This is a genomic window from Embleya sp. NPDC050154, assembly GCF_044460165.1.
In the GTDB taxonomy this organism is placed as follows: Bacteria; Actinomycetota; Actinomycetes; order Streptomycetales; family Streptomycetaceae; genus Embleya.
This window is the reverse complement of record NZ_JBITJP010000005.1, coordinates 80,556-100,582: the sequence shown is the minus strand read 5'-3', so window position 1 is coordinate 100,582 and position 20,027 is coordinate 80,556. Positions and strand designations below refer to the sequence as shown.

Sequence of the window (20,027 nt, the reverse complement as noted above, 5' to 3'; positions counted from 1 at the left end):
TACGGCTCGACCCGGACGAGTCTGGTCCGCATGAACGCGTCGAAACCCGGCCGAGGGCCGATCGTGCTGTGTCTCGTTTTGCTCACGGCCGTGTTGTCCACGGCCGGCCCGCCGGCCGCGACCGGCACGGTGCGACCCACGCCGGCGGTCCGGCGCTGGGTGTGGCCGCTAAATCCCCGGCCCGAGGTGCTGCGCGGGTTCGAGGCGCCCGAGGCGGCGTGGTCGGCGGGGCATCGTGGGGTGGATCTCGCCGCGCGGGTCGGACAACCGGTGCTCGCGGCGGGCGCGGGGGTGGTGGTGTTCGCGGGGTCGGTGGCCGGGCGCGGGGTGGTCAGCGTGCGGCACGGGGACGTGCGCACGACCTACGAGCCGGTGCTCGCGTCGGTGCCGGTCGGGCGCGCGGTCGCCGCGGGCGAGCCGTTGGGGGTGCTCGCGCCGGGACCGTTCCATCTGGCCGAGCCGTGCCTGCACTGGGGACTGCTGGTGCCCGGGTACCGCGATCCGCTGACCCTGCTGCGGCGGGTGCGGGTGCGGTTGTACCCGAACCGTCCGGGTCCGGGCTCCGCTTCCTCCGGCTCTGCCTCTTCGGGTTCCGCTATTTCGGGCTCCGCTGCTTCGGGCTCCGCTTATTCGGACTCTGCCCGATCGGGTTCGGCGACCCGGGCGACGCCACCGAGGACGAGTGCCAGCGTGGCCGCCTCGACCGCGCCGGGGTCGGCGCCGCATTCGATCCGCCGGACCGCGGCGTCGACCATGCCCTGGACCAGCGTCGCGACCAGCATCGGGTCCCGGTGGCCCAGCGCGGCGAGCGCGTCCACCACCAGTTCGACGATCCGCCCGTGGGCGGCCCGGATGCGTTCGCGCGCGTTCGTGTCCAGCTCGCCGGTGGAGATCGCGACGACCACCCGATGACGGCGATCACCGACCAGTTCCAACTGGCGGGCCACGTAGGCCGCGATCTTGTGCGCCGGGTCCTCGGTCGCGCCCATCGCGTCCTCGACCTCGGCCACCCACGCGGGCAGGTCCACCGCGCAGAGCTCCTCGACCACGGCCGCGCGCGAGGCGAAGTACTCGTAGAGCGAGGAGCGGGCCAGACCGGTGCGCTCGGCGAGCGCGGGGAAGGTCAGTGCGGCGAAACCGCCCTCGTCGAGCAGGCTCCGCGCGGCGTCGAGCAGCGCGGCGTGCTGCATCGCGCGGTGTTCGGCGACGGAGGACGCTCGAATCTTGGGCATCCACTCACTGTACGACGTCACTGTGCGTGCCATCGGGGAGCTTGCGCAATTGCCGAATCCCGCCCACGCCGCGACCCGCGACCGCATGCCGGCCGCCGGCGGTCGGCCGGGGGTCAGCCGCCGGAGTGGTCCAACTCGGCGTCGATCGGGGGCAGCGCGCACTCGGGGTCGTCGAGCCAGGCCTCGGGCAGGATCACCCGCTTGCCGCCGGCGGTCCGGCCGCGCGGGCCGTCCGCGCCGATCGGCCAGGGCTGGTCCAGGTCCAGTCGCCCGAACCAGTCGTCGAGTTCGGCCAGGCTGCTCGCGGTGGCCAGGCCGCGCCGGATGGTGCCGCCGACCGAGAAGCCCTTCATGTACCACGCGACGTGCTTGCGCAGATCGGTCACGCCGTGCGTCTCGTCGCCGATCCACTCGGCGAGCAGCACCGCGTGCCGGCGCATGATCGCGGTGGCCTCGCCCAGGGTCGGGCGGGATCGTTCGGCACTGCCCTCGAACGCGGACACCAGGTCGCGGAACAACCACGGGCGGCCCAGGCAGCCGCGACCGACCACGACACCGTCGCAGCCGGTCTCACGCATCATCCGCAACGCGTCCTCGGCGTCCCAGATGTCGCCGTTGCCGAGCACCGGGATGTCGGTGACGACCTCCTTCAGCCGCGCGATGGCGGACCAGTCGGCGGTGCCGCCGTAGTGCTGCTCGGCGGTGCGGCCGTGCAGGGCGACCCAGGTGATGCCCTCGTCCACGGCGATCCGGCCCGCGTCCAGGTAGGTCAGGTGGTCGTCGTCGATGCCCTTGCGCATCTTGATGGTGACCGGCACGCCGCGCGCGTTCTTGACCGCCGAGCGCAGGATGTCGCGCAGCAGATTGCGCTTGTAGGGCAGCGCCGAGCCGCCGCCCTTGCGGGTGACCTTGGGCACCGGGCAGCCGAAGTTGAGGTCGATGTGGTCGGCCAGGCCCTCGTCCACGATCATCGCCACCGCGCGGCCGACGATGTGCGGGTCGACGCCGTAGAGCTGGATGCTGCGCGGGCGCTCGGTCTCGGCGAAGCGGATCAGGCGCAGCGTCTTGGCGTCCCGCTCGACCAACGCGCGGGTGGTGATCATCTCGCTGACGTACAGCCCGGCGGGCCGTGCGGTGGTCGCCGCCTCCGCCTGTTCCTGGCACAACGTGCGGAACGGCGCGTTGGTGATGCCGGCCATCGGGGCCAGCACGACCGGCGGCCAGATCCGCGCGCCGCCCTCGGCGCCCAGGCGCAACGGCGCCCACGGGCTGCCGGTCGCGTCGGGGGTGGGTGCGTCGGCGGGTGCCATGGACGATGCTCCAGAAGGGTGCGGGGATGGATCCGATCCATTGTCCCCCACCGGGAAAAGCTGTTTCCGGGTGTCCGTCGGTGCTGACACGATCGTCGCCATGAGCATGGATTCCGGGGATTCCCGCACGGCGACCGACGAGCCCGGTGAGGCGTCCGGTGACCGGCGCGCCGTCGAACCTCGCGATGTCGCGTCCCTCGTCCTGCGGGCGCGGCGTGGTCCTCGGCTGAAGTACGTCTTCTTCTGGGGTCATCGGGAACCGCGCGAGGGTGTGGACTCGGGTTGTCTGAGCCAGTGGTATCCGTCGCCGTTCACGGTGGACGGGGTGAGCTATCGCACCGCGGAGCACTGGATGATGGCGGGCAAGGCGCGGATGTTCGGCGACGCGGACGCGGAGCGGCGGGTGCTGGCGGCGGGCCACCCGAAGACCGCCAAGACGATCGGTCGGCAGGTGCGCGGCTTCGACGAGCGGCGCTGGGTGGACGAGCGGTTCGAGCTGATCGTGGCGGGCAACGTGGCCAAGTTCGGGCAGCACCCCGCGATGGCCGCGTTCCTGCTGGGCACCGGGCAGCGGGTGCTGGTGGAGGCCAGTCCGCTGGACCGGATCTGGGGCATCGGGCTGGCCGCCGACGACGAGCGGGCCGCCGACCCCGAGCGCTGGCGCGGGCTGAACCTGTTGGGGTTCGCGTTGATGGAGGCCCGGGCCCGGCTGGCCGGCTCGACCGACCACGCTTCGGAATCCGGCCCTGACCCGTCGTCCCGATGAACTAATCTCCGCAACATGAGTGCCTACCCGCCCCCGCAGCCCCCGAACGGGCCCGGCTACGGCCACGGGCAACAGCCGTACGGCCAACCGAACAACGGTCAACAGCCCTACGGCGGCCAACCGTATGGGCAACCCGGCTACGCACAACAGCCGTACGGTCAGCCGTATCCGCAGCAGCAGTACGGCCAGGGGTACGGTCAGCCGCCGCCCCCGCCGCCGAGCCGGCGGAAGTGGCTGATGCCGGTGGCCGCGGTGGTCGCGCTCGGCGTGATCGGCGGCGGGGCCTTCTTCTTCCTGTCCAAGGACGACGGCGAAGACAAGAAGCCGGCCGCGAACTCGTCGCCGAACCCGGCGAGCAACGGCGGCGCGCTGCCCGCGCCGCAGGGTTCGGCCGGTGCGCCCACCGACGAGCCCAAGGGCTTCCAGTCCGCACCGCCGCCGAACACGTCCAACATCGACGCGGTCTCCACCGACAAGCTGCCCTTCACCACGGACTACTTCTTCAAGGACCCGGCCGAGTTCGACGGTCGCAGCGGCGGCAAGTACCGGCAACTGTCCGCCGACGGCAGCGCTGCCGCGGACTGTTCGAAGGTGGTCACCGCGACCGGCACCGCGATCACGCAGAACGGTTGTGTGGGTGTGCTGCGCGGGTCGTACAAGGACTCCGCCGGCAAGTACGTGGCGACGTTGTCGGTGGTCTCGGTGCCGGACAAGGCCAAGGCGCAGGCGTTGAAGCAGGCGCTGGAGAAGATTCCGTTCGCCACGTCGCCGACGGCCTGGCTGGCACCGCCCGCGTCGAGCGGGGTCGCCTTCAAGGACGGCTCCGAGCACATCGCGGTCGCCACCACGACCGGGCACTACGTGCTGGTGATGGACATCGGCCGGGCCGACGGGGGTCCGCTCAAGGGCCAGGGCGAGGAAGCCTCGAAGGCGGCGAGCGCCGTCTACAGCGATCTGACCTACCGGATGACGGACCGCATCATGGCCGGCATCTTCAAGTGAGCCGGTCGGTCCGCGACTGAGCGGGCTCGTCCGCGACGCGACGTCGGCTCGCCGATCGGTGCGCGACGAACAACGAGGGGCGCCGTCCGCGACGGCGCCCCTCGTGTCGTCCCCCGTGCTCCGCGGCCTACGGCCGGGTTCGGGTCAGCAGCCCGGCAGCCGCGCCGAGAGATAGCCCACGACCTGGTCGAGCGAGACCCGCTCCTGCTGCATCGTGTCGCGCGAGCGCACGGTCACCGCGTTGTCCTCGAGCGTGTCGAAGTCGACGGTGATGCAGAACGGCGTGCCGATCTCGTCCTGGCGGCGGTAACGACGGCCGATCGCACCGGCGTCGTCGAAGTCGCAGTTCCAGTACTGGCGCAGGTCCGCGGCCAGCCCACGGGCCTTGGGCGAGAGGTCGGTGTTGCGCGACAGCGGCAGGATGGCGGCCTTGACCGGCGCCAGGCGCGGGTCCAGACGCAGCACGGTGCGCTTCTCCAGCTTGCCCTTGGCGTTGGGCGCCTCGTCCTCGAAGTACGCGTCGAGCAGGAACGCGAGCATCGCCCGGTTCAGGCCCGCGGCGGGCTCGATGACGTACGGGAACCAGCGCTCGCCGGCGTCCTGGTCGAAGTACGACAGGTCGGTGCCGGACTTCTCCGAGTGGGTGCGCAGGTCGTAGTCCGTGCGGTTGGCGATGCCCTCCAGCTCGGAGAACTCGGTGCCACCGAAGTTGAAGCGGTACTCGATGTCGACCGTGCGCTTGGAGTAGTGCGACAACTTCTCCTTCGGGTGCTCGAAGAAGCGCATGTTGTCGGGGCTGAGGCCGAGACCGACGTACCAGTCCCAGCGCTGCTGCATCCAGTACTCCTGCCAGGTCTCGTCCTCACCCGGCTTGACGAAGAACTCCATCTCCATCTGCTCGAACTCGCGCGTGCGGAAGATGAAGTTTCCGGGCGTGATCTCGTTGCGGAAGCTCTTGCCGGTCTGGGCGATGCCGAACGGCGGCTTCTTGCGCGAGGTCTGCTCGACGGCCTTGTAGTTGACGAAGATGCCCTGGGCGGTCTCCGGGCGCAGGTACGCGCGGCCGGACTCGTCCTGGGTGGGGCCCAGGAAGGTCTGGAGCAGACCGTTGAACATCTTGGGCTCGGTGAAGGTGCCCTTGTTCCCGCAGTTGGGACAGGTAATGTCGGCGAGGCCGTTCTCCGGCAGCCGGCCGCGCTTGGCCTCGTAGGCCTCTTCGAGGTGGTCGGCGCGGTAGCGCTTGTGGCACGAGGTGCACTCGGTCAGTGGGTCGACGAACGCCTCGACGTGACCGGACGCCTCCCACACCTCGCGGGCGAGGATGACCGAGGAGTCCAGACCGACGATGTCGTCACGCGAGGTGACCATCGTGCGCCACCACTGGCGCTTGATGTTCTCCTTGAGCTCCACGCCGAGGGGACCGTAGTCCCAGGCGGCCTTCTGGCCGCCGTAGATCTCACTACAGGGGTAAACGAAGCCTCGGCGCTTGCTCAGGCTGACGATGGTGTCGATCTTGTCGGCGGCCACAATGCTCTCTTCGGTGCGACGATGCGGGCAGTGACAGTGTCGGCACAGGCTACCGGCGCGCTGGTCGACCCGGTAAATCCTTATGCCCGAGGCCCGCTCCGCCACGGTTGGCCCAATCCGCTATTATTGACAACGATTGTCATTCTAGTTGAGAATCATTGTCATGAAGATACGTCGCACCGCTCCGGCCGCACTGCTCGCGACCGCCGCCGCGTCCGCCCTGTTGCTCTCCGGATGCGCCGGTACCGACGACGCGAAGGCGGACACCGGGGCGGGTGCGAAGCTGCGCGTGATCGCGGCCTTCTACCCGATGAAATTCGTCGCCCAGCAGGTCGGCGGGCCGCACGTGAAGGTGACGAACCTGACCAAGGCCGGGGCCGAGCCGCACGACCTGGAGCTGACCCCCAAGCAGGTCGGCGCGATCTCGCAGGCCGATCTGGTGGTCTACCTCAAGGGTCTGCAACCCGCGGTGGACAAGGCGATCCAGCAGAACAAGCCCAAGCACACCGCGGAGGCGAGCAGATTCGCGCCGCTGGAGGAACACGGCACCGAGGTGCACGGCGCCGAGGAGGACGGGCACGAGGGCCACGACCACGCGGACGCCGAACACGGCGACCCGCACGTGTGGCTCGACCCGACCCGCCTCGCCGCGATCGCCGGCGGCGTGGGCGAATCGCTCGCCGCCGCCGACCCGGCCAACGCGCAGGACTACCGCGCCCGCGCCGCCGACCTGACCGCGCGCCTGAACGGGCTCGACGGCGAGTTCACCGCCGGCCTGGCGACCTGCGCGCGCAAGGACGTGGTGACCAGTCACGCCGCCTTCGGCTACCTCGCGGAGCGTTACCACCTGAACCAGATCGCGGTGAACGGCGTCAATCCCGAGTCCGAGCCCTCCCCAGCCCGCCGGGCCGACATCCAGAAGCTGGCCCGGGAGCGCGGCGTGACCACGATCTTCTTCGAGACCCTGGCCGAGCCCAAGACCGCCAGGACGCTCGCCCAGGACCTGAAGGTGCAGACCGGCGTCCTGGATCCGCTCGAGGGCATAGAGAACGAGGCCGAGAACGATTACTTCTCGGTGATGCGCGCCAACCTGGACGCGCTGCGGAAGGGACTCGGCTGCTCATGACGGAACTTCACGAGCCGGTCGCCCGGTTGATCGGCGGCACCGCGTCCCTGGGCGGGCGCCCGGTCCTGCGCGGGGTGGACCTGAACGTGCGCCCCGGCGAGGTGGTCGCGCTGCTGGGCGCCAACGGCTCGGGCAAGTCCACGCTGGTCCGCACACTGGTCGGCCTGGTCCCGTTGACCGGCGGCACGATCGAGCTGTTCGGCACGCCGTTCGCGCGCTTTCGCGACTGGTCCCGGATCGGCTACGTGCCGCAGCGCACCACGGCCGCCGCCGGGGTGCCGGCCAGTGTGCGCGAGGTGGTCACCTCCGGCCTGCTCAACGGCCGCCGCGTGCTGGGACCGGGCCGGGACGGCCGGGCCGCGGTGGACGAGGCGCTCGCGGCGGTCGGCATGCTCGACCGCGCGCGCGACGGCATCGCGCACCTGTCCGGCGGCCAGCAGCAGCGGGTGCTGATCGCCCGCGCCCTGGCCCGCCGCCCCGACCTGCTGATCATGGACGAGCCGATGGCGGGCGTGGACCTGCGCAGCCAGGAGGTGCTCGCGGGCACCCTGCGAGCGCAGCAGGAGCAGGGCCGGGCGGTCCTGCTCGTGCTGCACGAACTCGGCCCGCTGGAGCCGCTGATCGACCGCGCGGTGGTCCTGCGCGAGGGCTGCGTGTGCCACGACGGGCCGCCGCCCCAAGCGGTCGGCCAGCACGCGCTGCCGGGCCACGACCACGTACACCCGCACGACGATCACACCGCGCACCGCGCCGGGATGGGACTTCTCTCGTGACGATCCTGGACTTCCCCTTCATGCAGCGCGCGCTGCTGGCGGCCCTGCTCGTGGGCATGACCGCGCCCGCCGTGGGCGTCTACCTGGTGCAACGCCGCCAGGCGTTCATGGGCGACGGCATCGGACACGTCGCGCTCACCGGCGTGGGCCTGGGCTTTTTGCTCAGCACCTCCCCCGTACTGACCGCGGTGCTCACCGCGTCGGTGGGCGCGGTGCTGATCGAGCTGATCCGCGAGCGCAACAAGGTCAGCGGCGACGTCGCGCTGTCGGTGCTCTTCTACGGCGGCATCGCGGGCGGCGTGATGCTGATCAACCTCGCCCCGGAGGGGTCCAACGCCAATCTCCAGTCGTACCTGTTCGGCTCGCTGACCTCGGTCTCGCCGGAGGACGTCAAGATCATCACGATCCTGGCCGTCGCGGTGCTCGCGGTCACCCTCGGGCTGCGCCGCGCGCTGTTCACGGTCTGCCAGGACGAGGACTTCGCCCGGGTGACCGGGTTGCCCGTACGCACGCTGAACCTGCTGCTCGCGGTCACCGCCGCGGTCACCGTGACGGTCGCGATGCGGGTGGTGGGGCTGCTCCTGGTGAGCGCGCTGATGGTGGTCCCGGTCGCGGTCGCCCAGCAGCTCTCGCGCACCTTCGCGATGACCGCCGCGATCTCGATCGTGGTCGGCGTGCTGGTCTCGGTCTCCGGTACGACGCTGACGTACTACGTGGACGCGCCGCCCGGGGCCACCATCGTGCTGCTCGCGATCGCGCTGTTCGTCGTGGTGGGGGTGCTCGCGACACCGCTGAACCGGCGCCGGGCCCGGCGCGCGGAGGCCGCCGCCGCCGAGGCGGATCAGCCTCGGGTGGACGACGTACATGTGGACGCGGGGGTACCGGACGCCGGCACAATGGCGACTCGGACATAGACACAGGGCGCCGGTACGGAAACGGCGCCGTCCGACCCGCAGCGATCGAGGAGGCACCCAGGTGACCACCGCCCACGGCACGAGCCCGGTTCGGGGTCGGTCCACCCGGCAGCGTGCCGCCGTCTCGGCCCTCCTCGACGAGATCGAGGACTTTCGCAGCGCGCAGGACCTACACGACCTGCTCAAGCAGCGCGGCGAGGCGGTCGGGCTGACCACCGTCTACCGCACGCTCCAAGCCCTCGCCGACGCGGACGAGGTGGACGTGCTGCGCACCCAGGACGGCGAGTCGGTCTACCGCCGGTGCAGCCGCGGGCACCACCACCACCTCGTCTGCCGCTCCTGCGGACGCACCGTCGAGGTCGAGGGCCCGGCGGTGGAGCGCTGGGCGAACCGGATCGCCGCCGAACACGGCTTCGGCGACGTCTCGCACGAACTGGAGATCTTCGGTACGTGTGCGCAGTGCGCGAAGGCGACCGACTGACGCCGGCCCGATCGACTACCAGGTGCCGCCTGCGGTCGTACCGGCCGTGCCACCCCACGTCCCGCCCTCGACGCACGTACCGGTGGGCCGCACCGTGGCCGAGCCGACCCGGTTCGGCTTCAGCACGTTGAGCTGCCCGGCCGCGATCGAACCGCCGGAGAGGAACTCCGAGTAGGCGAACGTCTTGGTGATCGACTTCTTCCCCGCGGGCACGTCGATCTCCTCCTGCTTCATGCTGCCGGAGGATCCGCCGTAGGAGACGGTGATCCGACCGCCCTTGTGCCCGTCGGCGAAGGTGATCGTGCCGATGAAGGTCTCCATGAACGCGGTCCTGCACCGAACGCCGGCCAGCGTGCCGGGCGTGACGGTCAGGAACACGCCCTTGACCTCGAGCTCGCCGTCGCCGGCCGGGCCGTCCCGGTCCGAGCTCTTCGGCGCCTCGGTGCTCGCCTCACCCTTGCGGTCGGCGTCCGCTCCCTTGTCCTTTTGGCACGCGGTCGCGCCCGACCCGAGTACGCCCACGACGACCGCCGCGACGACGGCACGACGCATTCCCCACCCCATGCTGATTCCCCCCGATAGACCGGCGGATCGTCCTCCCCAGGCGATCCGTCCGTGAACCCACGGTAGGAGAAGACACCTCGCGTCACCGCCGCGCTCGCAGGACGCGAACACGGCGGTGACCGGACGGTGACATCGTCACGACGTGCCTATTCGTACGGCTCGCGCGGGGCCGGGATCGGGACGACGGCGGTGGCGGTCAGGGCGGGCATCGCGTCGTCCGCCTGGGTTTGGCCGTTGGGCAACCAGCGGCCGGTGACCGTCACCCACGAGTCGGTCGGGGGCGCCGCGACGCCGTGTACCTCGATCTTGCGAGCGAAGGCGTCGGCGGCACAACAACTGATCACCATCCGGGTGATGTACCACGTGCCCGGGGCCTTGCCGGGCGTGACGAAGCCGGTGAGCTGGACGTTGCGGTCCTTGAGCGGCGCCGTGGTGTCCCAGACCGAGCGGATCAGGAAGTCCGCCAGGCTCATCGGCAGCGGGTCGCCCGCCGGCAGCGGGGGAAAGCCCGCGTCGTTCGAGGCGGCGGCCGGCTTGGCCACCACATTGTCCGAGCGCGCGGCGGTGTACGAGCCGAGCGCGGGCGGCGCGATCAGGAACAGCGCGAGCACCGGCAGACACAGCAGCCAGGCCGCCCGCGGGCCGGTGGAGTGGTCGTGGCCGCCCGCCTCCGCCGGCTCGCCGACCGGCTCGTCGGCGCCCTCGGCCGGGTGCGCGTGCGCGGGCTCCGCCGCCGATTCCGGCGCCCGGCGCTGTATCCCGTCCCGCACCGCCGAGATCAGGCCGACCGCGAGCAGGATCGCGCCCGCCGCGAGCAGCGCGGGACGCAGGCCGTCCTTGACGTAGCGCAGGTACATGTCGGTCAGCGAGATCCGCAGCAGCGCGCCGCCGATCAGGATCAACAGCACCGCCTGGACGTCCCGCCTCACAACAACCACCATCCGACGAGGTAACTTGCGACGATCGCGACCACGAACGTCGCCGAGGAGAACCGGGCCGCGAAGCCGCGCCCGAAGGTGCCCGACTGGAGTGCGATCAGCTTCACGTCCACCATCGGGCCGACCACCATGAAGGCCAGTTTCGCGGTCGGCGAGAAGCCGATCAGGCTCGCCGCCACGAACGCGTCCGCCTCCGAGCAGACCGCGAGCACCACGGCGAGGAAGGCCAGCGCGAGCACCGCGAACCACGGCGAGTCGGAGACCGCGTCGATCACGTGCTTGGGCACCGTGACGTTCAACGTCGCGGCGGTCAGCGCGCCGATCACCAGGAAGCCGCCCGCGTGCAGGAAGTCGTGCTGGAGCGCGAGCCGGAAGTTCTCCCACTTACCGCTGCCGCCGTGATCGTGCGGACGGCGCATCACCTTGATCCACTCGGGCCGGCCGAATCGCGCCCACAACCAGCCCATCAGCACCGCCGTGCCGAGCGAGGCGAGGAACCGGGCGAGCACCATCTCGGGCTGCTTGGGGAAGGCGACCGCGGTCGCGGTCAGCACGATCGGGTTGATCGCGGGCGAGGACAGCAGGAACGCCAGCGCCGCGGCGGGCGCGACCCCGCGCGCCATCAACCCACTGGCCACCGGCACCGACGCGCACTCGCAACCCGGCAGGATCGCCCCGGCCGCGCCCGCGACCGGCACCGCCAGGGACTGTCGCTTGGGCAACACCTTGGTGAACACCGACGGCGGCACGAACGCGGTGATCGCGGCCGACAACAGCGTGCCGAGCACCAGGAACGGCAGCGCCTGGACGGAGATCGCGACGAACACGGTGGCCCAGGTCTGCACCGAGCGCGCGCCGAGCCGATCCACGATCCACGGCTGCGCGAACAGCAGCACGACCAACGCCAGGACGAAGAACTCGAGTTGACCCGGCCGCCAGCGCTCGGCGGGCGGGCCGACGGGCGACCCGGGCCCGGCGGTCGCGGGCGACGACTCGGCGCCACGGGGCGGCGGTGGCGCCGGCCGTGTGGCGGTGGCGGGGCGCGACGGCGCGCTCTTTTCGAACATGATGGTCATGTTCGCATTGATCGTGGGGCCGCCGCTCGACGCACACCGCGCTTTGCGAACCTTTCACCCGCCCGTTCGCGTCCGCCGGTTCCCATCCACCGGTTCCGGCCCGAACGCCTCCCGGCACCCGGGCGGTCGAGTCCGGCGGTCGGCGACCGGCGGCCACACGCGGGCGATCAGGCTCCGGAGGCCGCCGTGGAGCCCGAGGACACCGGCTGCGGCGCGGTGACCGCGTTCGGCAGCGCCCCGCCGTAGCGGCGATCGCGCGACGCGTACGTCTCGCACGCCTGCCACATGTGCCGCCGATCGAAGTCCGGCCACAACACGTCGAGGAAGACCATCTCGGCGTAGGCGGACTGCCACAGCAGGAAGTTGGAGGTGCGCTGTTCACCGGAGGACCTGATGAACAGGTCGACGTCGGGCATGTCCGGCTCGTCGAGGTACTTGGCGAACAACTTCTCGTCGACCTTCTTCGGGTCGAGCCGGCCCGCCTTGACGTCCTCGGCGATCAGCGCCGCCGCGTCCGCGATCTCGGCCCGGCCGCCGTAGTTGATGCACATCGCCAGCGTGAGGTTGGTGTTGTTCTTGGTCCGCTCCTCGGCGATCTCCAACTCCTTGATCACGCTCGCCCACAACCGGGGCCGCCGACCGCACCAGCGGATCCGCACGCCGAGTTCGTCCATCTCGTCGATCCGCCGGTGGATCGTGTCGATGTTGAAGCCCATCAGGAAGCGCACCTCCTCGGGCGAGCGCTTCCAGTTCTCGGTGGAGAACGCGTACGCGGAGACGTACTTGACGCCGATCTGGGCCGCGCCCTCGACCACGTCGAACAGCGACGCCTCGCCCGCGGTGTGTCCGTCGGTACGGGCCAGGCCGCGCTCCTTGGCCCAGCGGCCGTTGCCGTCCATCACCAGCGCCACGTGCCGGGGCACCAGGTCCGCCGGGATCTCCGGCGGCAGCGCGCCCTCGGCATGCGGCTTGGGGTCGCGGTAGTGCCGCTGCTCCCGAGCGGCCCGGGCAGGCGCCGACTCGGCCCGCCGACGGCGGGGGAACAGGCCGAAGCGGCCACGCGACTGACTCACGATCTCTCCACCAATCTCAACGAGCGGATGCCCCGCTCCAGGTGCCATTGCAGATACGCGGCCACCAGGCCGCTGCCCTCGCGCCGGTGCCGCGGCTCGCTCGCGTCGGCTCGGCCCCAGTCGCCGGTCAACAGCGCACCGAGCAGGGAAAGGGTCTCGGGTGAGGGTACGACGGATCCGGCGGGACGACAGTCCCCGCAGACCGTCCCGCCGCCCTGGACGGAGAAGAACCGGTTCGGTCCGTCCAGGCCGCAACGCGCGCAGTCGGCGAAGCTCGGCGCGTAGCCCGCCACCGCGAGCGAGCGCAACAGAAACGCGTCCAGCACCAGGCCGGGTTCGTGGGTGCCTCCCGCGAGCGTGCGCAGGGCACCGATCAACAGCAGGTACTGCTGGAGCGCCGGTTGGCCGCGCTCGTGGTCGGTGAGCCGCTCGGCGGTCTCCAGGATCGCCGTGCCGGACGTGTACGCGGCGTAGTCCGACGCGAGTCGGCCGCCGTACGCGCCCAGGGTCTCGGCCTGCGTGATGATCGGCAGGCCGCGCCCGGGGAAGTCGCTGCCCCGGGTGAAGAACTGGACGTCGACGTGCGCGAACGGCTCGACCCGGGCACCGAACTTGGACTTCGTCTTGCGCACCCCGCGCGCGACCGCGCGCACTATCCCGTGGTCGCGGGTCAGGAGGGTGATGATGCGGTCGGCCTCACCCAACTTCTGGGCGCGCAGGACGACACCCTCGTCACGGAGGAGGCTCATGCTCCCATTGTGCCGCGCCCGGCCGACGCGCCGCGTGGCCCGCCGCGGTTCACGGGCCCGCGAGCACGTGGTCGACCCGGGCCCGTCCGAGCCCGAGCCGGTCGCCCGCGTGGTACAGGATCACCCGGTGCGCCGGGTCGTACCCCCCGCAGGCCAGCGCGACCCGGGCCGCAACGCCGACCAGGTGCTCGCGCCCGGCGACCGCGAGGTGCGGGGCGATCTCGGCGAGCGCCCACGCGGTGTCCTGCGCCTGGTGCGCCCCCACGTCCACGGCGAGCGCGCACGCGTCGTAGCTCGGCGTGCCCGCGGCCCGGACCGCCTCGACCGCCGCCGCGCGCACCGCGTCCGCCGCGTGCGGCTCGTCGTCCACGGCCGCGACGACGGCCACCACGAGCGCGCGCACCGCCTCGCGCAGCATCAGGGTGAGCGCACGGGCGGTCGGCGTCTCCAGTACCGAGACTTCGTGCCGGGTGCAGCACACCGCGCACTCGATCCCCGATCCGGCCCGCCCGAGCGGGATCAACGCCACCCCGAACAGCACGAGTCGGCGCCGGCCCCCGCCCTTGCGGAAGCGTCGATCGCCTCCGCACGCCGGACAGTGGAACTCGCCGTCCCCGATCGCCGATCGGATGGTCCGGATGCCCACGACGAAAAACATGGTGCAGCCCCCTGCGTCCCGCGCGGCGGAAAGCGATATTTCCGCCTGTTCCGATGCTGCCACGGATTTCACGAAGCGTCATCGAAAGCGGACAGATGGTTACTTTTGTTCGCGCGGGGCAGGTCGATACGGGCCGGCAGGACGGGACGGGACGGGGCGCTCACGCGCCACGTGACGTCGGCGTCGGGAAGTCGGGACAAAAAACGGCGGCCCCCGGTCGAACCGGGGGCCGCCGTTCGGTCACGCCGTCGCGGTCACCCGCGCGCGGCGCGGTTGACCGCGCTCACGATCGCCTTGAGCGACGCGCGCACGATGTTCTCGTCCACGCCCACACCCCACAGCACCCGGCCGTCGACCGCGCACTCGACGTAGGCCGCGGCGCGCGCGTCCTCGCCGCCGCTCATCGCGTGCTCGCTGTAGTCCAGCACCCGGGTGTCGAAGCCCAGACCGCCCAGGGACCGGACGAACGCGTCGATCGGGCCGTTGCCGATCGCCTCCAGCGTCTGCACCTCGCCGTCCACGCTCATCTCGACGGTCAGCACGTCCTTGCCGTCCGTACCGGAGAGCGTGCGGTGGCCGCGCAGTTCCAGCCGACCCCACGGAGCGTCCGGGGTGGGCAGGTACTCGTCCCGGAAGGTGTCCCAGATCTGCGCCGGCGTCACCTCGCCGCCCTCGGCGTCGGTCTTGGTCTGGATGATCCGGGAGAACTCGATCTGCGCGCGCCGCGGCAGGTCCATCTTGTGGTCGGCCTTGAGCACGTACGCGACGCCGCCCTTGCCGGACTGGCTGTTGACCCGGATCACCGCTTCGTAGGTGCGGCCCACGTCCTTGGGGTCGATCGGCAGGTACGGCACCGCCCAGTCCAGTTCCTCGACCGGCTTGCCCACCTGGGCCGCGTCCCGCTCCAGCGCCTCCAGGCCCTTCTTGATCGCGTCCTGGTGCGAGCCGGAGAACGCGGTGTAGACCAGGTCGCCCGCGTACGGGTGGCGCGGGTGCACCGGCAGTTGCGTGCAGTACTCGACGGTGCGCCGGATCTCGTCGATCTCGGAGAAGTCGATCATCGGGTCCACGCCCTGGCTGAACAGGTTCATCCCCAGCGTGACCAGGTCCACGTTGCCGGTCCGCTCGCCGTGCCCGAACAGGCAGCCCTCGACCCGGTCGGCACCGGCCATCACGGCCAGCTCGGTCGCCGCCACCGCCGCGCCCCGGTCGTTGTGCGGGTGCACGGACAGCGCGATGAACTCGCGGCGGGTCAGGTTGCGGCTCATCCACTCGATCTGGTCCGCGTACACGTTCGGCGTCGAGCGCTCGATGGTCGCGGGCAGGTTCAGCACGATCTCGCGGCCGGCCTCGGGCTGCCACACGTCCATCACCGCCTCGCAGACCTCCAGCCCGAAGTCCAGCTCGGTGTCGATGAAGATCTCGGGCGAGTACTCGTAGCCGAACGCGGTCTCGTCGCCCAGGTGCTTGTCCGCGAAGCGCATCACGTGCTCGGTGCCGGACACCGCGATCGCCTTGCACTGCTCGCGGTCGACGTTGAAGACGACCCGGCGGAAGGCGGGCGCGGTCGCGTTGTACAGGTGCACCGTGGCCTTGGGCGCGCCGATCAGCGACTCGACGGTGCGCTCGATCAGTTCCTCGCGGGCCTGGGTCAGCACCGAGATGGTGACGTCCTCCGGTACCGCGCCCTCTTCGATGATCGAGCGGATGAAGTCGAAGTCGGTCTGCGACGCGGCCGGGAAGCCGACCTCGATCTCCTTGTATCCCATCCGTACCAGCAGGTCGAACATGGTCCGCTTGCGGGCCGGGCTCATCGGGTCGATCAGCGCCTGGTTGCCGTCCCGCAGGTCGGTGGACAGCCAGCGGGGCGCGACCGTGATCGTCTTCGACGGCCAGGTGCGGTCCGGCAGGTCGACGCCCTGGAATGGCTTGTACTTGTGGATCGGCATCCCGGACGGCTGCTGCGTCACGGACGAGGCGGTGATCGGCGTGACGCGATTCACGGAAGGCATGCGGCTGGTCTCCTGGTATGCGAGGAACGGGCTGCAACGGCAGGTAGGCCGGCGACGGGAGGAGAAACATCCCGGAGGCTCCGACGTGCGGACATGCCTCTATCCCCGCGACGGGGGAGCCGGTCTGACCTCTGTCAGAGGGATGAGCCCCCGGCGCGGCGGCTAAGGAGAAGCAGCCACTGACGCATGATTTTGCAACCATACCCGACCGATCGCAGCGGTCGGGCCGGCATCCGGCATACGAACACATGCGATCTTTTCGGCCCCGACCCTCCCCCGAAGGCCGGGTTGCTCCTACGCTGCCTGACCATGAGCTACGACAACCAGGGCCCATACGGACCACAGCCGGGTCAGGGCCAGCCCGGCGGATACCCCCAGCAGGGCGGCTCGGGCTACGGACAACAACCTCAGCAGGGCGGCTACGGTCAGCAGCCGCCTCCGCAGTACGGGCAGCAGCCCCCGCAGTACGGCCAGCAGCCGCCGCCCGGGTACGGACAGCAGCCGTACGGCCAGCAGCAGGGCTACGGGCAGCAGCCCGGTGGATATCCGCCGCCCACGCCGAGCGGAGGCGGCATGGGCGGCGGTCTCCCGCCGTTCGCGCCGGCCGCGATCGCCGGCGTGATCGCGTCGGTGATCGTGGCGATCGGCTCGTGCCTGGCCTGGATCGGCGCCGATGGCAAGGGTGACCCGATCAAGGGCCTCGAAGGCGACGGCAAGTGGACGCTGGCCGCGGGCCTGATCGCCGTGGTGCTGTTCGGCGTCGGCGTCGCGATGCGCAAGGCCCAGATCGCCGCGGGCGCGGGGGTCGCGGGCATCGTGGCGCTCGGCTTCGCGATCTGGAACATCGCCGACAAGACCCGGCTGCCGATCCAGGAGGCGGACCTCTCGGGCGCCCGGGCCGATCAGGCCAAGAAGATCCTGGAGAAGGTGGACCTCACAGCCGAATTCGGCCTCTGGATGGTCCTGATCGGCGCCGTCCTCGCGATCGGCGCCGCCGTGTTCATCCTGATGTCCGCGAACCGCACCCAGAGCGGCCCCTACGGCCGCTGACCCACCCGTTCGATCTCAGAATCCGAGTTTGCGGAGCTGCTTGGGGTCGCGCTGCCAGTCCTTGGCCACCTTCACGTGAAGGTCCAGGTAGACGGGCGTCCCAAGCAGCGCCTCGATCTGCTTGCGGGCCCGCGTGCCCACGTCCTTCAGCCGTGAACCCTTGTGCCCGATGACGATCGCCTTCTGGCTCGGTCGTTCGACGTAGAGGTTCGCGTGCACGTCGAGCAGTGGCTTGTCCGCGGGGCGGTCCTCGCGCGGGATCATCTCCTCGATGACCACCGCGAGGGAGTGCGGGAGTTCGTCCCGGACGCCTTCCAGGGCCGCCTCACGGATCAGCTCGGCCGCCATCACCATCTCCGGCTCGTCGGTGAGCTCGCCGTCCGGGTACAGCGGCGGGCCCGCCGGCAGCAGCGGCATCAACAGGTCGGCGACCAGGGTCACCTGACTGTCGCCGACCGCGGAGACCGGGATGATCTCGGCCCACTCGATGCCGACGTCCTCGCCCATCTTCTGCACCGCGAGCAACTGCTGGACCAGCGTCTGCTGGTCCACCAGGTCGGTCTTGGTCACGATCGCGACCTTGGGCGTGCGCTTGGCCTCGGCCAACTCGGCCGCGATGAACTTGTCACCGGGCCCCACCTTCTGGTCGGCCGGGATGCAGAAGCCGATCACGTCGACCTCTGCCCACGTGGCCCGGACCAGGTCGTTCAGCCGCTGGCCGAGCAGCGTGCGCGGCTTGTGCAGGCCGGGGGTGTCCACCAGGACGAGTTGGCCGTCGGGACGGTGCACGATGCCGCGCACCGTGTGGCGGGTGGTCTGGGGGCGGCCCGACGTGATCGCCACCTTCGTGCCCACCAGCGCGTTCGTCAGGGTGGACTTGCCGGCGTTGGGGCGGCCCACGAAACACGCGAAGCCCGAGCGGTGGACGGGCGCGGAGGGGTTAGGGCGATCACTCATGCGTGACATTGTCGCTCAAGATACGAGCGTTCCTTGCGCCGCGGGTGCGCCGGCCGCCCCCGAAGCCGACCTCGGACGGGTGTCGGCCGTCCTCGGACGCTCCGAAGCGAACCTCAGACGGTCACGATCGCGCGCACGACCGCGTCCGGTCCGGCCGACAGGATCGGCGTACCCGCGCCGCCCAGATCGCGCACGGCGTCCCGGTCGGCCTCGGTGACCGTGTCGGTCTCCCCGACGATCGCCGCCGCCTCCAGACCACGCGCGCCGCCCGCGACCGCCATCGCGACGGCCGTGCGCAGTGCGGACAGCTCCAACGACGGCAGCGCGACCGTGGACGCCGTATAGGTGCGTCCGGTCTCGTCGCGCACGGCGGCGCCCTCGCTCGCCCCGTTGCGGGCCCGGGTGGCCCGGGCCAGGGTGACGATCTTGGCGTCCTCGGGTTCGACGGTGAACTCGGGCGTCTCGGCGCTCACGGGGCCTCCTGCTCGGCGCGGTACGGGTGCCGGCACACCCTAGCCTGCGTCCCGGTCGACCCGGCTCACCACGATCGTGCCGACCCGGTTGCGCCGGCCCGACGGGCTCTCCGCAATCAGCCGCAGACCCTCGACCACGGCCGCGGCGCCCGGGATCGGCACCCGGCCGAGCGCCTTGGCGAGCAGTCCGCCGACCGTCTCCACGTCCTCGTCGTCGAGTTCGAGGCCGAAGAGTTCGCCCAACTCGTCCACGGGCAGCCGGGCGGTGACCCGGAAGGCGCCGTCCGGGAGTTGCTCGACCGGCGCGCTCTCGGTGTCGTACTCGTCGGTGATCTCGCCGACGATCTCCTCCAGGATGTCCTCGATGGTGACCAGCCCGGCGGTGCCGCCGTACTCGTCCACCACCACGACCATGTGCGTGCGATCGGCCTGCATCTCGCGCAGCAGGTCGTCGGCCGGCTTGCTGTCCGGCACGAAGGTCGCCGGGCGCATGATCGAGTCGACGTCCTCCTTGGCCCAGCCGGGATCGCCCATCGTGCTGCGCCGGGCCAGGTCCTTGAGGAAGACGATGCCCACCACGTCGTCCTCGTTCTCGCCGATCACCGGGATCCGTGAGTAGCCGCTGCGCAGCGCCAGCGACATCGCCTGGCGCAGCGTCTTGTGCCGCTCGATGAAGACCATGTCCGGGCGGGGCACCATCACCTCGCGCACGATGGTGTCGCCCAGTTGCAGCACCGAGTGCAACATCTCGCGCTCGTCGTCCTCGATCAGCGAGTCCTTCTCGGCCAGGTCCACGAACGCGCGCAGTTCGGCCTCGGACGCGAACGGGCCCTCGCGAAAGCCCTTGCCGGGGGTGAGCGCGTTTCCCAGCAGGATCAGCAGCTTGGGCAGCGGACCGAGCACGCGGGCGAGCCCGAACAGCACGGGCGCGCCCATCGTGGCCACGGTGACCGGGTGCTGGCGGCCCACGGTGCGCGGGGACACGCCGACCGCGACGTAGGACACCACGACCATGATCCCGATCGTGACCAGCACCGCCTGCCAGGTCTCGGCGAAGTCGTCCATGCACACGACGGTGACCAGGACGGCCGCGGACAGCTCGCACGCGACCCGCACCAGCAGAGCCAGGTTGAGATAGCGGGCGGGGTCCTGAACCACCGTCAGGAGGCGTTTGGCGCCCCGGCGTTCCTCGCGGACCAGTTCCTCGGCGCGGACCCGGGAGATACGCGCGAGGGCGGTCTCCAGGCACGCGAAGAGACCGGCCACGACCACCAGGACGACCGCGCCGCCCACGAGTTGCAGCATGCTGTCAGCGGGCACTGCCGCCGCCCCCGGTCCGATGCCGG

The 20,027-nt window shown here is 71.0% G+C and carries 20 protein-coding genes and 1 pseudogene; 8 read left to right on the top strand and 13 right to left on the bottom strand.

What is annotated here, in order from left to right; genetic code table 11:
* Positions 1-30: 30 nt before the first annotated feature.
* Positions 31-468 (top strand): annotated as a pseudogene (locus ACIBSV_RS12515) (M23 family metallopeptidase); the annotation flags it as partial.
* A gap of 158 nt (positions 469-626) precedes the next feature.
* Here the strand turns inward: ACIBSV_RS12515 and ACIBSV_RS12510 are convergent.
* Both ACIBSV_RS12510 and dusB read right to left on the bottom strand, forming a co-directional pair.
* On the bottom strand, positions 627-1,232 hold the full coding sequence (locus ACIBSV_RS12510; RefSeq protein ID WP_395862047.1) for a TetR/AcrR family transcriptional regulator: 606 nt from the start codon (positions 1,230-1,232) through the stop codon (positions 627-629).
* A gap of 113 nt (positions 1,233-1,345) precedes the next feature.
* A complete protein-coding gene (gene dusB, locus ACIBSV_RS12505; protein WP_395862045.1) occupies positions 1,346-2,542 on the bottom strand; it encodes a tRNA dihydrouridine synthase DusB in 1,197 nt (398 codons plus the stop codon).
* Positions 2,543-2,642: 100 nt separating this feature from the next.
* Here dusB and ACIBSV_RS12500 point away from each other — a divergent pair, with 100 nt between their 5' ends.
* Both ACIBSV_RS12500 and ACIBSV_RS12495 read left to right on the top strand, forming a co-directional pair.
* Positions 2,643-3,308 carry an NADAR family protein gene (locus tag ACIBSV_RS12500; protein WP_395862044.1) on the top strand — a complete coding sequence of 222 codons (666 nt, stop codon included), beginning with the start codon at positions 2,643-2,645 and terminating at the stop codon, positions 3,306-3,308.
* 15 nt (positions 3,309-3,323) lie between these two features.
* Positions 3,324-4,310: a hypothetical protein gene (locus ACIBSV_RS12495; RefSeq protein ID WP_395862042.1), complete on the top strand. Its 987-nt coding sequence runs from the start codon at positions 3,324-3,326 to the stop codon at positions 4,308-4,310.
* Between the two features lie 144 nt (positions 4,311-4,454).
* Here ACIBSV_RS12495 and ACIBSV_RS12490 read toward each other — a convergent pair whose 3' ends face one another.
* Positions 4,455-5,837 carry a glycine--tRNA ligase gene (locus ACIBSV_RS12490; RefSeq protein ID WP_395862040.1) on the bottom strand — a complete coding sequence of 461 codons (1,383 nt, stop codon included), beginning with the start codon at positions 5,835-5,837 and terminating at the stop codon, positions 4,455-4,457.
* A gap of 163 nt (positions 5,838-6,000) precedes the next feature.
* Between ACIBSV_RS12490 and ACIBSV_RS12485 the strand changes: the two genes are divergently transcribed.
* From ACIBSV_RS12485 to ACIBSV_RS12470, 4 genes are all read left to right on the top strand, one after another.
* Positions 6,001-6,963: a metal ABC transporter substrate-binding protein gene (locus tag ACIBSV_RS12485; protein ID WP_395862038.1), complete on the top strand. Its 963-nt coding sequence runs from the start codon at positions 6,001-6,003 to the stop codon at positions 6,961-6,963.
* Complete coding sequence (locus ACIBSV_RS12480; protein WP_395862036.1) at positions 6,960-7,736, top strand: metal ABC transporter ATP-binding protein; 777 nt, start codon at positions 6,960-6,962, stop codon at positions 7,734-7,736. The genes ACIBSV_RS12485 and ACIBSV_RS12480 overlap by 4 nt, the downstream gene beginning before the upstream one ends.
* Positions 7,733-8,650: a metal ABC transporter permease gene (locus ACIBSV_RS12475; protein ID WP_395862034.1), complete on the top strand. Its 918-nt coding sequence runs from the start codon at positions 7,733-7,735 to the stop codon at positions 8,648-8,650. Before ACIBSV_RS12480 ends, ACIBSV_RS12475 begins: the two co-directional genes overlap by 4 nt.
* Before the next feature lie 61 nt (positions 8,651-8,711).
* Positions 8,712-9,131 (top strand): Fur family transcriptional regulator, encoded by a 420-nt coding sequence (locus ACIBSV_RS12470; RefSeq protein ID WP_395862032.1) that lies wholly within the window; start codon positions 8,712-8,714, stop codon positions 9,129-9,131.
* A gap of 15 nt (positions 9,132-9,146) precedes the next feature.
* Here the strand turns inward: ACIBSV_RS12470 and ACIBSV_RS12465 are convergent, their stop codons facing one another.
* The 7 genes from ACIBSV_RS12465 to leuA all read right to left on the bottom strand — a co-directional run bounded on the left by ACIBSV_RS12465 (position 9,147) and on the right by leuA (position 16,201).
* Positions 9,147-9,683 (bottom strand): hypothetical protein, encoded by a 537-nt coding sequence (locus tag ACIBSV_RS12465; protein WP_395862030.1) that lies wholly within the window; start codon positions 9,681-9,683, stop codon positions 9,147-9,149.
* A 158-nt stretch (positions 9,684-9,841) separates the two neighbouring features.
* Complete coding sequence (locus tag ACIBSV_RS12460) at positions 9,842-10,624, bottom strand: TIGR03943 family putative permease subunit (protein ID WP_395862029.1); 783 nt, start codon at positions 10,622-10,624, stop codon at positions 9,842-9,844.
* Entirely contained in the window at positions 10,621-11,709 is a 1,089-nt protein-coding gene (locus tag ACIBSV_RS12455) for a permease (RefSeq protein WP_395862027.1), read from the bottom strand. Before ACIBSV_RS12455 ends, ACIBSV_RS12460 begins: the two co-directional genes overlap by 4 nt.
* 167 nt (positions 11,710-11,876) lie before the next feature.
* Positions 11,877-12,782, bottom strand: coding sequence for an isoprenyl transferase (locus tag ACIBSV_RS12450; RefSeq protein WP_395862025.1), 906 nt, complete (start codon positions 12,780-12,782; stop codon positions 11,877-11,879).
* Complete coding sequence (gene recO / locus ACIBSV_RS12445; RefSeq protein ID WP_395862023.1) at positions 12,779-13,531, bottom strand: DNA repair protein RecO; 753 nt, start codon at positions 13,529-13,531, stop codon at positions 12,779-12,781. The genes ACIBSV_RS12450 and recO overlap by 4 nt, the downstream gene beginning before the upstream one ends.
* A 49-nt stretch (positions 13,532-13,580) precedes the next feature.
* Entirely contained in the window at positions 13,581-14,189 is a 609-nt protein-coding gene (locus tag ACIBSV_RS12440) for a TerB family tellurite resistance protein (RefSeq protein WP_395862021.1), read from the bottom strand.
* A gap of 254 nt (positions 14,190-14,443) precedes the next feature.
* The gene (gene leuA / locus ACIBSV_RS12435; protein ID WP_395862019.1) at positions 14,444-16,201 is read right to left on the bottom strand and encodes a 2-isopropylmalate synthase; all 1,758 of its coding nucleotides are present in this window, start codon (positions 16,199-16,201) and stop codon (positions 14,444-14,446) included.
* Between the two features lie 309 nt (positions 16,202-16,510).
* On the opposite strand from leuA, the gene ACIBSV_RS12430 reads away from it, so the two are divergent.
* The gene (locus tag ACIBSV_RS12430) at positions 16,511-17,251 is read left to right on the top strand and encodes a hypothetical protein (protein ID WP_395862017.1); all 741 of its coding nucleotides are present in this window, start codon (positions 16,511-16,513) and stop codon (positions 17,249-17,251) included.
* 15 nt (positions 17,252-17,266) lie between these two features.
* On the opposite strand, the gene era is transcribed toward ACIBSV_RS12430, so the two are convergent.
* From era to ACIBSV_RS12415, 3 genes are all read right to left on the bottom strand, one after another.
* Positions 17,267-18,217 (bottom strand): GTPase Era, encoded by a 951-nt coding sequence (gene era, locus ACIBSV_RS12425; protein WP_395862015.1) that lies wholly within the window; start codon positions 18,215-18,217, stop codon positions 17,267-17,269.
* Positions 18,218-18,321: 104 nt separating this feature from the next.
* Positions 18,322-18,681: a cytidine deaminase gene (locus ACIBSV_RS12420; protein ID WP_395862014.1), complete on the bottom strand. Its 360-nt coding sequence runs from the start codon at positions 18,679-18,681 to the stop codon at positions 18,322-18,324.
* A gap of 39 nt (positions 18,682-18,720) precedes the next feature.
* Positions 18,721-19,986, bottom strand: a complete 1,266-nt coding sequence (locus ACIBSV_RS12415) for a hemolysin family protein (protein ID WP_395862784.1) — start codon at positions 19,984-19,986, stop codon at positions 18,721-18,723.
* Between the last annotated feature and the right edge of the window lie 41 nt (positions 19,987-20,027).